The 13,413-nt window shown below is 53.1% G+C and carries 9 protein-coding genes; all 9 read left to right on the forward strand.

Annotated features, from left to right (window positions below; all coding sequences use genetic code 11):
* Positions 1-12: 12 nt before the first annotated feature.
* Complete coding sequence (locus tag FHS19_RS15710) at positions 13-1,119, forward strand: glycoside hydrolase family 172 protein (protein ID WP_183582696.1); 1,107 nt, start codon at positions 13-15, stop codon at positions 1,117-1,119.
* Between the two features lie 27 nt (positions 1,120-1,146).
* A complete protein-coding gene (locus FHS19_RS15715) occupies positions 1,147-2,271 on the forward strand; it encodes a glycoside hydrolase family 183 protein (RefSeq protein WP_183582697.1) in 1,125 nt (374 codons plus the stop codon).
* A gap of 85 nt (positions 2,272-2,356) precedes the next feature.
* Positions 2,357-3,769: an ABC transporter substrate-binding protein gene (locus tag FHS19_RS15720; protein WP_183582698.1), complete on the forward strand. Its 1,413-nt coding sequence runs from the start codon at positions 2,357-2,359 to the stop codon at positions 3,767-3,769.
* A gap of 78 nt (positions 3,770-3,847) precedes the next feature.
* Complete coding sequence (locus FHS19_RS15725) at positions 3,848-4,735, forward strand: carbohydrate ABC transporter permease (RefSeq protein ID WP_183582699.1); 888 nt, start codon at positions 3,848-3,850, stop codon at positions 4,733-4,735.
* 19 nt (positions 4,736-4,754) lie between these two features.
* On the forward strand, positions 4,755-5,579 hold the full coding sequence (locus FHS19_RS15730; RefSeq protein WP_183582700.1) for a carbohydrate ABC transporter permease: 825 nt from the start codon (positions 4,755-4,757) through the stop codon (positions 5,577-5,579).
* Between the two features lie 24 nt (positions 5,580-5,603).
* On the forward strand, positions 5,604-7,826 hold the full coding sequence (locus tag FHS19_RS15735; protein WP_183582701.1) for a DUF6259 domain-containing protein: 2,223 nt from the start codon (positions 5,604-5,606) through the stop codon (positions 7,824-7,826).
* 100 nt (positions 7,827-7,926) lie between these two features.
* Positions 7,927-9,939: a hypothetical protein gene (locus FHS19_RS15740; protein ID WP_183582702.1), complete on the forward strand. Its 2,013-nt coding sequence runs from the start codon at positions 7,927-7,929 to the stop codon at positions 9,937-9,939.
* 124 nt (positions 9,940-10,063) lie between these two features.
* Positions 10,064-11,077 (forward strand): LacI family DNA-binding transcriptional regulator, encoded by a 1,014-nt coding sequence (locus FHS19_RS15745; protein WP_183582703.1) that lies wholly within the window; start codon positions 10,064-10,066, stop codon positions 11,075-11,077.
* 664 nt (positions 11,078-11,741) lie between these two features.
* On the forward strand, positions 11,742-12,758 hold the full coding sequence (locus FHS19_RS15750) for a zinc-dependent alcohol dehydrogenase family protein (protein WP_246426579.1): 1,017 nt from the start codon (positions 11,742-11,744) through the stop codon (positions 12,756-12,758).
* Positions 12,759-13,413: the final 655 nt, after the last annotated feature.

Here is a 13,413-nt window from a genome sequence, read left to right on the forward strand (position 1 = left end):
GAGTGCTTACCGATGGAGCTTCACAACCAATTATCTTCACTGAGTCTAAGCAGATCCGGAAAACGAATGCGAGAGTCCAGCTACGACCGCACGGGAGGCAATAAGGACTACTTCTCGATCCGTCCCGGAGACCACACCGAAATTTGCCGGCTGCAGGGCGCCGGGGCCATCACGCATATCTGGATGACGATGGCGAGCGATGTCCCGGTGGAGGAGAAATATCTTCCCCGCAAAATCGTCCTTCGCATGTATTGGGACAACGAGATAGAGCCGAGCGTGGAAGCGCCGATCGGGGATTTTTTCGGCATGGGACACGGGATCACCAAAAATTACACCTCGGCGGCATTGATGATGAGCCCGGAGGACGGTAAAGCCTTGAACTGCTTCTTCCGTATGCCGTATGCGGACGGTGCGAGAATCACCATCGAAAGCGAAGCTGCTTCCCCGATTAAATTTTACTTCTACATCGACTACGAGCAATACGACCGGCTACCGGATGAAGAACTGAGATTTCACACACAGTGGCACCGGGAGAATCCGACCGACGGGATCGCCGACGGGGTCGATAACGCCTTCTTCGAATTCGGAGGCAAGAACACGACCGGTGACGGGAATTACGTCATATTGGATGCGGTCGGCAAAGGGCATTATATCGGCTGCAACTTCAATGTTCACAATCTGCGGGATACCCGGGAGTGGAACTGGTATGGCGAAGGCGACGACATGATCTTCATTGACGGGGAGCCTTGGCCGCCGACCTTGCACGGAACAGGCATGGAGGATTATTTTAATACAGCTTGGTGCCCGCAGCAGGAGGTCTGCACGCCTTATCATGGCATCATTCTTGGCGGAGGACCGAACTGGAGCGGGAAAATATCAACCTACCGCTATCATATTCTGGACCCCATCATGTTCGACAAAAGCATCAAGGTGACGATCGAACACGGCCATAACAACCATCGCAGCGATGACGTTTCATCTACGGCTTATTGGTATCAGGCGGAGCCCCATCGTCCGTTCCCCGATCTGCCAAAGGTGGAGCAGCGTTTGCCGCTGCCGGATACCAAGCCTTTTGACCAGAACAGTCTGGGCCGCATTTTCGGGCATTCCAATCCGTAATCCACATGGAAGAGGAGGAAGCGCATTTTGAAAGGGAAAGCCGCTTTGCTTGCTTCATGTTTCATCCTGCTCCTGTCAGGCTGCATGGGCGGAGGCGGGAGCAAGGTTAATCCAATGCTCGAGGCGCGAGGCAAGAGCTTCCTTCTGAAAGGAGTCACCGGGCTCGAGCAGGTTTCCCAAATTACAGGAGCACAGTCGCCAAATCACACCGACCTTTATGCCGTCTACGGTACAGATCTTGGATCGATGATGAATGATGGAGACCGGACGTACTTTGTGTTCGGCGACACGTTTGGTGAACGGCCTGAGGGCCAGACCGGAGGAGGGGGCAGCTACTGGCGGTCCAACACGATCGGGTACACGACCGACAGCGATCCAGTGGACGGTATTACGCTGGACGGCATGATTACAGATGACATCGACACGGCCAAGGAGCTGCTCCCTTCCAAAAAGATTGATTTTGATGAGATGACCAAAATTCCGACCCACGGCGTTGCCGCAGGCGGGGCGTTGTATCTGTACTACATGTCGGTCAACCACTGGGGAGATCCGGGCAAATGGGATACCAACTACAGCAGTGCGGCCAAATCGGTGGATGGTGGAGAGAACTGGACCCTGCTGGACGGGTTGAAATGGCCGGCAGACAGCAATTTTATACAAGTAAGCCCGTATAAGGTGAAGACGTCTGACGGCGGGACCGAGGTCTATTTCTGGTGTATTCCTTCGGGACGCTACGGGGGAGTTAAGCTCATGAAAGTGAACGAAGAGCATATCGAGAACATGGCAGAATACCGGTATTACGCCGGCAATGACAAACAAGGCAATCCTGTATGGAGTTCTGACATGAACGCAGCCAAGACCGTGGTGGACGATACCACAGGCGAGCTGTCCGTGGTATGGAATCCTTATCTGGAGCGATGGCTGATGACGTATCTGAAGGAAGGCACGGGTGTCGTTATCCGCGAGGGTCTCACGCCTTGGGGACCCTGGGGAGAAGCGCTCGACCTGGTAAAAGCGGAGGAGTATCCTGGTTTGTACGCCCCTTTCATGAATGACCGCTACACGGCGGATGGGGGCAAGACGATCTATTTTACCTTATCCTTGTGGGATCCTTATAATGTTTTCTGGTTCAAGGCGTCGCTGGAAAAATGAAAACGGATACATGTAAGGCTGTGACCCCGGTTTAAGCGTGATATGCGTTTAAATAGCATGACCATTAAAAAGGGAGGCATCACCTATGCAGAAAAATTGTGTTAGGTTCAAATCCTGGAATGTCCTGTTATCCGCTTTGCTGATTCTGGCGCTGCTCGTAACGGGATGCGGGGGTTCAGGCAGTGCCGGAAGCAGCGGATCCACTGCGAATTCCAACGATGAAAGCGCAACCAATAATGGAGGCGGAGGAGACGCGGCCAAACCCGGGGAGAAGGTTACGATTGAATTTTGGGCTCAGAAATTCGAAGAAACGACGGATGCTTGGTTTAAAAAATGGGTTGCCGAATTCAACAAATCCCAAAGCGATGTTGAAGTCAAGCTGACGATTGTCCCGGGAGACGCATGGGATCAGAAGATGAAGGCGGCCCAGGCCGCAGGCAAAGCACCCGATGTGCGTACCATCAACTACGGTAACGTGGCGAATGCAGCCAAGACGGGGCAGATCCTCGCGCTTAACGATCTGATGGACGCCAAGGCGTTCGACGACCTGTACGACAACATGAAGGACTTCGTATCCGTGAACGGAAAGTACTATGCCTATCCCAAACTGGTAGAGCCGTCTGCTGTCCTATTTTATCGCAAGGATATGTTCAAGGAGGCGGGACTCGATCCGGAAAAAGCGCCGGCTACATGGGATGAACTGCTGGACGCGGCTCAGAAGCTAACGAAAAAAGGCGTGTTCGGTCTCTCCATTGCCCAGACGGCCGGGGATTTGGGCTGGTCGAGCTGGGGACTGCAGTATAATGCGGCCGGCCATCTTGCCGTGACGGAGGATTGGTCGAAAGCGGATGTGAACAACGATGAGTATAAATCCCTGCTCAATTTCTATCAGAAGGCTTACCAATCCGGTGTGATGCCGAAGCAGGCATTGGCCGGGTACACGGACATCAAGCCTTTCGGGGAAGGCAAAATCGCCATGCAAATTTGCGGATCCTGGGCGATTGGCCAACTGCGCAATACGTACAAGAATATCCTCGATAACGTCGGAGTGGCGCCAATGGCATCCATCGACGGGGATCAGACCAAACCGACCGCAACACTGGGCGGCTGGTCACTCGCGATAGACGGCAAATCCAAGCACCCTCAGCAGGCGGCCGATTTCATCTCATATTTGGTGGCGGGTGATCCCAACATCATGATCGACTTTTTCAAGACCTCCCAGTTTTCCAAGTTTTCTCCGCGCAAATCGGTGGATGAAGCCATGAAATCCGATCCGGAAGCCTCCAAAGACACTTGGCGCGCCCTGATTTCCGAAAAGGTCATCCCCTATTCAAAAGCTGAGCCTGTGTATCCGTGGGACATCAGCTTCGCGCTTGCAACCGCGATTGAATCGGCAATGAAGGGAACAGCCGTGGACAAGGCGCTGGAGAAAGCGGATAAGGACATTAACGATTTCATTACGAAATCCAAGCTTGCAGGCACAAATCCCAAACAATAATGTCAGGAGCCATCCGGGGAGCCGCTCTTGGTTATACCGGATGGCTGCCTTATTCGAAAGCGTAAGGTGGTGAACTACATGTTAAAGAAAAATTTTCGGCAGGATAACGCAGTTGCCTATCTGCTGCTGGCCCCGATTGTCATTTTGCTGACGATATTCGTGATCATTCCATTCGTGTACGCGCTGAGAGTCAGCTTCTATAACTGGAGCTTTTATCAGGAATCCACCTTTGTGGGCTTCCAGAACTTCTATATGGTCCTGACGGACGACTTGTTCCTTGAATCGATTTGGGTCGGTCTGAAATTCGCGTTCATGGTCGTTCCGACGATGCTGATCATCTCGTTTCTGTTTGCGAACATCATTAAAAATATGGGTTCCGGGTTTGCCAGCTTTGTGAAGACGTCCATTTATATTCCAACCATTATTTCCGGCATTGTCGCTTCCGTTATCTTCGTATTCATTTTCGATTATGCCGGCGGTCTGGCGAACTATATCGTCGGCCTTTTCGGGTATGAACCGAAAGCCTGGCTCGCGGAAGTCGCAAGCGCGCTCCCTAGCATCGCGGCTCCTGCCGTATGGCTGGGCTTTGGCCTTACGACCCTGATCATGCTTGCCGGCCTCCACGACATTCCCAAGAGCTATTATGAAGCAGCGGAGCTTGAAGGCGCAGGCACATTCGTGAAAATGGGGTACATCACCATCCCGCTGATGCGCAATGTGGTTCTATATCTGCTGGTTACCGGATTCACGGCGCAAATCTCGCAGTTTGAACTGTCCTTGGTGATGACAGGGGGAGGTCCGCTTAGTTCAACGACGACGCCTAACCTTTACATCCTGAACCACTTCCGAAACGACGTCATGGTCGGTAACTCGATTGCGGCATCGCTGCTGTTATTTGTGGTGCTCGGCAGCATTTCGGCAATTATTTTCAGGGTTCTGAATTCTGAGAAAGCGATCGATGGTTAAGAAGGCAGGGAGGATACTCATGAATACGATGAATTGGGTTCAAAAGACGGTGCTCACGCTAATTACCGGCTTGATTACCGTGATGGCTTTGTTTCCGCTGCTCTGGGTCATTATTGCCGGGTTTAAAGAGAAAGCGGAGGTTCTTGCCACGCCATTCCGGTTTTTCCCGAAGAAATGGATGGTTCAGAATTACACGGATATATTGGGCGATCCGGCATTCCTGAAGTCGATGGCGGTCACCTTCGGCGGCGCCGTGCTGTTTGCCGTGCTTAGCCTGATCGTGAACAGCCTGGCGGCTTATGTGTTTGCGAGACTCGAATTCCGCTTGAAGGCGTTCCTGTGGGTGTACGTCATCATAACGATGTTCATTCCCGGCATGGCTATTTTGCTGACTTCCTTTATCGTGGTCAATAAAATGGGCATGCTCGATACCTTGGCCGTGCTCGTTCTGCCCGGCGTGGCCTCGGCCGGCCACATGTTCTTTGTACGCCAGTTTTACTTGAATATTCCCCTCGCCCTGGAGGAGGCGGCGCTGATCGACGGAGCCGGGCGGATCCGGATTTTCACGCATATCTTCATCCCGATGTCGTTTCCCGTGTTTGTTATCGTGGGCATCGGTTCCTACCTGGCTTACTGGAACTCCTTCGTATGGCCGACGATGACGGTTACCAATCCCGATCTGTTCCAAATCATGCAGTACTTGTACACCTTCCGGTCCGAGAGGTCAACCGAGATGGGCATGCTGATGGCTGGTTCGGCATTGTCATGTCTGCCGACGATTATCCTATTCCTGTTTTTCCAAAAGCACATTATTTCGGGCATCAAGATTTCCGGTTTGAAATAATAGAAACCATGGAGGATGATGGTCATGATTGTACTGGAGAACAGCCGGATTCGGCTCGAATGGGGTGAAGCCGATGGAACGCTTCAACGTTTGCGTGACGTTCGCAAAAACATCGACTTTATCGCACATTCATCCGCCGCCACTCCGTTCCGCCTGGAGAAGGATGCCGGCTTCAGCAGCGCGTTCGAACGATTCGAATGGAGCATGGAGCAAACCGGTGGCGGCAATCAGATGCTGCAATTAAGCTGGCATACTTCAGAGAGGGTCATCGTCAATGCCACTGTATCGCTTCAAGGCGAAAATGATTTCATCGAATTTCGTTGTTCCGCGGTCAACGGCTTCGGGGAGAGACTGCTCAGCCTGGAGTATCCGGTCATTCCAGATTTGACGGCCATCACGGTGGACGGTGAGCAGGATTTTGTCGCGCACCCGTTTGCCACGGGATTCGAAGTGCAGAACCCGATGAAGCATTTTGAAGTGGGAGGGACCGGCTTTCGGTTCATGCCGTACCCGGAGAGCTTCTCCGGGGCAGCGATGCAGTTTTTTGCGTATTACGGCAATGACAAGGGGGGCCTGTACTTTGCGGCTGAGGATGGGGAAGGCCATCCGAAATGGCTTAACTTCTACAAGAATGATAGCGGCCAGCTGGAAGCCTCGTTTATCCACGGCTGCGAGGACATGGGCGCAGGGAAAGGAATCGAACCGGGCTACACCGTTCAGGTGGCTCTCCTTGCTGGAAGCGGCTGGTACGAGGCCGCAGATCGGTACAAACGCTGGGCGGTTCGCCAGAAATGGTGCTCCCGCGGCAAGCTGTTAGACCGTGCGAAAATAGACGGAAGCGGCTGGCTGCATGAGGAGATGGGCGCCGCAACCTTTGGCATCAATGCCGGGTCTGATAGAACACCCTGGCTGCAGGTTTATCATGACCGCATCGGAACACCGATGTTTCATATTCTCGGACCGGACTGGACGAACGCGCCGCAGACCTTCTACAAGGGCGTTCCCGGCGGGTTCAACGATTGGTTTCCGACCCGGTTTCATGGGGATAATGTTGCCCTGATGAAGGAGCATGGCGATAAATTTGCCCCCTTCGAATTTGATTATTTGTACAATTTCGAAGGAGCGGACGGCCCGCTCGGGAAGGAGGCCGCTCAGAAATTCCCCGATGAGAAAAAAAGCATCGACAAGTACCGTTTTCCGTTTCTGTGCCCGGCGCATCCCTACACCCATGATTTTCACGTCAGGAGAGATAGGGAGCTGCAGCAATGCGATCGGGTCGACTCGATTTATTACGATATATCCGCGAACAATATTATGAAAATTTGCATGGACGATACCCATGGCCATCCGGTGGGCGCAGGCAAGGCAATCGAAGACGCCTACCGGCGCAACTACGCCGACACCAAAGCCGCCATGATCGAGGCTGCAGGGCGGTATGTACCGATGGGTACCGAGATGATGAATGAGACGATGCTGGATTTGATCGACTATTACCAGGCGCGTGCCGGGGGACAGCCTGCGGCTCCACTGGAAGGATGGCCCATCCGTGAATTGCTAAAAACAGGAGATGCCTCGCTTATTCCGATGTTTACCTATGTATACCATGAATATGGCGCGCTGCGGCTAGATGGTTGGGGGAAGCTGACGGAGGAAATCGGCTCGCTTTACTATTATACGGTTGCGCGAACCTATCTATGGGGAGGGTTATATGAGCTGAACTATGAATACAGTCCGATGGAATCACTCGGGGGAGCGGAGAATGCTCCCGATGATCACTACTATCCATTTGAGCCTAGAGGCTACGCATTTTCGGACGAACGGGCCGGCTACCTGTCGCTGTATGCCAAGCTGCGAACCGGGGCTGCCAATAAGTATTGGGCTTACGGACGGATGCTTCGGCCGATCCCGTTTGAATGTTCAGAGGCGCGCATGGATTGGTTCCATTACAATCACGGCAAGGATTCCGCTGAATATAACAATTCGGGCGAGCTGCTCGTCGAATCGGTCGTTCATTCGGCTTGGGATTACGACGGGGAAAGCGTCGGGTTATTTTTTGCGAATGTGACGGAAGAGGAACAGTCGATTCTTATCCGTCTCAAGCCGAATGACTACGGGAAATCCGGGGCATCCGGGCGGCTGTTCATGCAGGGTAAAGAGGAAGAGCCCTTCCATTGTTCCTTTACAGGAGTCGATGAAACGGAGCTTCGTATCCCTTCCCATAGCGTTATCCTGCTGGAGTTGTCATAGTTATATTTCCATGCGGGGATGGTTATGTCCTTAAAGCGGTAGCCGGTGGAATAGAGGAATGATCATTCTGATTGAATATGACTGAGCAGGAGGAGAAGACATGATTGATTTTCCCGAGCGATTTATCAAGAGCAGCGGATTTGATTCACTGGGACATCATGCTCCGGAAGTGAATAGCCGTCCACTGGATGAACATACGTATCACTGCAAGCTGACATTTAAGCTGGTTGAAGAAGTGAGACAGGATGACTGGCAGATGTGGCTGGTTCCGGCATTCCGGCCGGATTTCCACTGGGCCCCCCATCTGGCGCCTACGGACCGTCACAAGATGGATCAGCACTGTTTCCGATCTCCTGCCCTGATCGCTCAGGAAGGGAGCCTCACGTTAATATTGGTTCCCGATCTGGATTTGCTGTCACAGGAACCACCCGTCAGGTGGTACATGGATCTGGATGCTCCGAACAACCGGCTTGTGCTTGGTATGGGAAATACCCGCGTCGACGGACATGTTCTGTTCGAAAAGGCCCCAGGGGCATCCTATCCGCCGGGATACGTATCGGTCGGCTTCTATTTGATGATGTTTGAGGATGAGAATATCGCCATGAATCCATGGCGCCCTGCACTTGAATGGATGTGGCGAAAATGGGGCGGACCGCAATTTCGCGAAGGAGCGCCCAAGGTTGCTCCGCTGCCAAATTATGTCCGGCATACGTATCAGTGGGCTTTTCACCATTGGAAAGACGAGGTGTGGCAGCAATTTGAACTGGACGGACGCATGGTGGGCGCACCCGTATTTATCGTAGACGTCAGCCAAAGTCCGAATTATCCTGGAATACCCAGCGAACGGGAAAGCAGGTCGATCTGGAATCAAGCCTGGTTCAGCTCTCTGCGCTCCGCGCAGGGATTATACCGATACGGGCAGGAGCAGGGAGATCCGGAGCTTGTACGGAAGGCGCTCTTGACGAAGGAGCTGGCGCTGGCTGCTCCGCAGCGCGGCGGCTTCTTCCCGGCTGTCATCGCCACAGAGATGAGGCGGGTTATGGTCGAGGGGCAGGAGGTTAACCGGTCGGGGAGCTGGGATGCTTCCTTTTGGGGAAATTCCAACCGCAACCCGCTGTTTCCCTGGGGCTCCATTGCCGATGCGCCTTACCACGTGCTGGACATGAGCTGGACTGCGCTGCTTATGTTGCGCTGGTATGACGAACTGGAGCCGGATGAGAGGCTCGTCGAATACGCCATTCGGTATGCCGATGCGCTGCTGTCTCTGCAAGATTCGAAAGGCTATTTCCCCGCCTGGCTCGATCAGCGGACGCTTGAACCGGTCTCATCATTGGCTGAATCGCCGGAAACTTCGCTGTCGGTTACTTTTTTGCTTAAGATGTATGAGATCGTTCCGGATCCGAAATACAAAGATGCCGCTTTAAGCGCAATGGAAGTCGTATTGTCGGAGATCGTACCCGCCGGCCGCTGGGAGGATTTCGAGACTTATTGGTCCTGTTGCTCTTACGGGCAAAAGGATTTGCCCGGCAATAAAGTGGTGCGGAACAATATGTATAAGCAGTGCAATTTCTCGATGTACTGGACGGCAGAGGCACTTTATTCCTGCTACCAATCAACCCGGGACAAGCGGTATTTGGACGGCGGACAGCGCTGTCTGGATGAGCTGCTGATGACGCAGGCCTCATGGCAGCCGCCTTATATCTATGTGGAGGCGCTCGGAGGATTCGGCGTCATGAATTGCGACGGAGAATGGAATGATGCGCGCCAAAGCCTGTTTGCTGAACTGATCCTGCTGTATGGATTGGAGCTTGACCTCACCGAGTATATTGAACGTGGAATAGCAGCCCTCCGGGCATCCTTCGTCATGATGTATTGTCCCGAAAACAGCCGGACCCGGATTCAATGGGAGAAGGTCTACCCATTTTTTAATGAAAAAGATTACGGCTTCCTGATGGAGAACTACGGACATGGGGGAGAGACAAATGCGGAAGGGCTCGGCATGGGCACGTTTACGATCTATGATTGGGGCAATGGAGCTGCCGCGGAAGCCTATATGCGTATCAAGAGCCATCTTAGCGGTGTGTTGAAGGAACGATATCATGATGAGATTTGAAGATACACGAGGCAGTTTTAGGTAAAATATGGTTAGCTTGTGTTGATAACCAGCCTATAAGGTGATAGTGTGAATTCATGAGCTCCCTGCTCGCCGGAAGGTTTCTAGTCGTACGGAGGATAAGATGGATAAGCATACGATTTACCATATTGCCGAACGAGTCGGTGTTTCACCGTCCACGGTATCAAGAGCGTTATCGGGAAGAGGGTACTGCGGGGCCAAGACGAAGAGCAAAATTATCGCTGCGGCCAAAGAACTGAACTATGCGCCGGACAATGCGGCGAAGATGCTCAAAATGAGGCAGACGAATAAGGTCATTTTTGCAGTTCCCGATATTTGCAATCCCTTTTATTTCGATATGATCAACGGAATCAATCAGGTGCTGGAAGAGCATGATTACCTGATGATTTTGTTCTATACGAAGCACAGCCTGAAGGAAGAGCTGAAGGCTATTCAGAACTTGAAGGAGAATGTGGCAGACGGCATGATTATGGTGTCGTTCCATTTTGGCGAAGAGAACATCAGCGCCATCAATGCGCTGCAGTCGCCCGTCGTTCTGACGAACAAATACGTCTCTCCGGAGGGAGAGGACCAGTTCGATTATGTTTACGTGGACACCTACGAAGGAATAAAACTAAGCACGGAGCATTTGATCGAACAGGGCATGCGAAACATAGCCTTCGTTGGCGGCAAACTGAGTGAACAGACGGGGCATGAGCGCTTTTGCGGGTTCCGGGACGCGATGCTGAACGCCAACATCCCGGTGGTGCCCCGATTAATCGCCGAATCGGATTATACGGAAAGCGGCGGCTATATGACGGCCAGGACATGGCTGCAAGGTCCGGGTCGTCCAGATGCCGTCGTCGTAACGAATGACTTGATGGCCATTGGCGTCATGAAGGCTTGTGAGGAAGCCGGCCTCAGCATTCCAGAAGATATTGCCGTGGTAGGTATGGATAATCTTGATCTCGCGTCACGTGTACATCCCAAGCTGACCTCCGTCTCTTTGATGCAGGAGGAAATCGGCCGTAAAGCCGCCCAGATTCTCATGAGCCGCATCCGCGGCATTCCCCTGAAAGAGCGAGCCGTCAAGCTTCATCCGCAGTTGGTTATTCGGGATTCCAGCTTGAGAACATGAGCTTTGGACTTGGAATCTCAGCGTGCGGGAGGTCACGGCAGTGATTTACCCGACTTCCGGATTCATATTGACAATGATAAATGAATAGTGAAGGAGTTGCAGACGAAGCCTACGAGCACATCGACCGCAGCGGTCTGAGGGGCTTCCCTTACCGGTACGGGCGAGAAGGCATTCTGAAAAGACTGGGTGCAAGTTATCCGACCGTAAGGGACGTCGCTGAGTTATCGTTATGGCTGGCATCTGGCAAAGCGTGGTCATGCTGTGCGTCGTTCCCTTCGCACCTCTTCCGTGCTGGTGCTCTTTCTGGCTCAACCGCTGTACGGGCGTGACGGTGTTAGCATTCTCCACCTTGCTGGCCACAACGGCGGATGTGGCGCCGATGACAAGACCGCCACTGCGCTCGGCAACAATTTCTCGGCGATTGGCTGACGCCGCCTTCGGTTCCATTGTCAGCGGTGAGCTGCTGCAATACTTCGGAGGATTCGAGCGGGCGAGCGCATACATTACGTATTCTTTATTACGGGAGCGCTGCTCATTATCGCGGCTGCTATCCGGATGCAAGGCCAGGAGACCAATCCCGTATCCAAAGCGCCGCGGACCGTCTCTTCTTCTTCGCTTCTAAGAAGCGGCCGCCATTATCAACAACTACAGGAGTGGTAAATTTATGCCGAACATGATGAAAGCTCTCGTCATTCACGCCCCGCACCGGGCCTCGATCGAACAGGTGCCGTATCCGGCCCCCGGACCGGACGATATTACGGTTAAAGTTCAGCAATGCGGCATCTGCGGAACGGATTTTCATATCTTCGAAGGAGAATTTCTGTCGCCATATCCGATTATACCCGGACACGAATTCTCCGGCATCGTGCATGAGGTCGGCAGCCACGTCCGGCATTTGAAGCCGGGCGACCGGGTGGCGGTGGATCCGACGCTGTTCTGCGGCGAATGCGACTACTGTCGGACGAACCGCTTCAATCAATGTGAGCAATGGGGAGCGCTCGGCAATACGACGGACGGGTCGATGGCCGAGTATGTCCGGGTTCCCGCCCGTAACGCGTTCGTCATGCCGGACGAGATGACCTTCCTGGAAGGCGCGTTCATCGAACCGTTCGCCTGCGTCGTGCACGGCATGAACCGCCTCCAGGTGCAGGCGGGCGACCGGGTGCTGCTGTTCGGTGCAGGCGCGATGGGATTGCAGATCATTCAGGCCGTCGCCCATCTCGGTGCGTCGGAGCTGGTGGCCGTCGACCTCTCGCCGAGCAAGCTGGAGATGGCGAAGGCGTTGGGGGCCACGCTCGTCTACTCCGCTGCACAAGCAGATGAGCTGCGGAAGGCGTATCCACAAGGGTTCGATGTCGTCGTCGATGTCACCGGCGTGCCCTCCGTCATCGAGTCAGCCTTCAATTATATGGGGCGCGCTGCCAAGTTTCTCCAGTTTGGCGTGACCGCCAAAGACGCGCGGGTCAGCATCAACCCGTTCAGCGTATACAACAACGATTGGACCATCTTGGGATCGATGGCCATCAACAACACGTTCCTGCCCGCCTTTCGCTGGGTGAAGGAAGGTCGCATCCGGCTGGCACCGCTCGTCACGCATACGCTGTCGCTAGAAGAGGTTCCGGCACTGCTGGCCGGTCAGCGCGACCCGGACATGTTAAAGGCGCAGATCGTAATGAACTGATTCGCACCAAGGAGCCAATCTCCGCTTCAATCGCGGAGACCGGCGCCTTGGCTTTTTTGTATGGCGTACCCGGCTAAGCACACATCTTCTATCCAGTGAAAGTCCGGTCGTGAGGGGAGACTAGCTAGGATGCCTGCGTATTACGAAATCTGTGAGTAGAAGCGCATCGAAGCGCTAAGAATATGAACTTTCCTAAAAATAAAAACGGACAGACATACGGTTCTGCGCAGATGATATTTCTCCAGAAATGGAACCGGAATGAATCAGTGCTATAGGTGTGGATGGCACTGCAGGATATGTTCTGAAAAAAACTAGACGGTGAGCTACCAAAATCACCCGAGGAAGCAATTGCGATGCAGAACAGTAGATCACCAGATGGTCGTGATAGTGAGACAATTATAAATGTGATTGTTTCAGGTCTTGGGAGGGTGTAAGACGACAAGAACATATATGGTTAACCGTGGTTGATAAGGATTATCAACCACAAATGTGCTTGCCTGGATAATGAAATGTTGTTCAGTTCCCGGAAATATAAGGCAATGGGTTATTTCGTGAAGATAATGAATACCACCTAGGGTTGCGCCATAACCCGCGTCTCCAAGAAAAACGATGAGGCCCTTTGAAAAATGCTTCCAATCCAAAATAGGCGGTTTGC

It is taken from the genome of Paenibacillus rhizosphaerae, from assembly GCF_014192015.1.
Classification (GTDB): domain Bacteria; phylum Bacillota; class Bacilli; order Paenibacillales; family Paenibacillaceae; genus Paenibacillus_AQ; species Paenibacillus_AQ rhizosphaerae.

What these genes read in the sequence shown, in the direction of transcription:
- FHS19_RS15720 (WP_183582698.1), top strand. Translation starts at nt 2,357, where the DNA reads ATGCAGAAAAATTGTGTTAGGTTCAAATCCTGGAATGTCCTGTTATCC.
- FHS19_RS15710 (WP_183582696.1), top strand. Translation starts at nt 13, where the DNA reads ATGGAGCTTCACAACCAATTATCTTCACTGAGTCTAAGCAGATCCGGA.
- FHS19_RS15730 (WP_183582700.1), top strand. Translation starts at nt 4,755, where the DNA reads ATGAATACGATGAATTGGGTTCAAAAGACGGTGCTCACGCTAATTACC.
- FHS19_RS15735 (WP_183582701.1), top strand. Translation starts at nt 5,604, where the DNA reads ATGATTGTACTGGAGAACAGCCGGATTCGGCTCGAATGGGGTGAAGCC.
- FHS19_RS15725 (WP_183582699.1), top strand. Translation starts at nt 3,848, where the DNA reads ATGTTAAAGAAAAATTTTCGGCAGGATAACGCAGTTGCCTATCTGCTG.
- FHS19_RS15750 (WP_246426579.1), top strand. Translation starts at nt 11,742, where the DNA reads ATGCCGAACATGATGAAAGCTCTCGTCATTCACGCCCCGCACCGGGCC.
- FHS19_RS15740 (WP_183582702.1), top strand. Translation starts at nt 7,927, where the DNA reads ATGATTGATTTTCCCGAGCGATTTATCAAGAGCAGCGGATTTGATTCA.
- FHS19_RS15745 (WP_183582703.1), top strand. Translation starts at nt 10,064, where the DNA reads ATGGATAAGCATACGATTTACCATATTGCCGAACGAGTCGGTGTTTCA.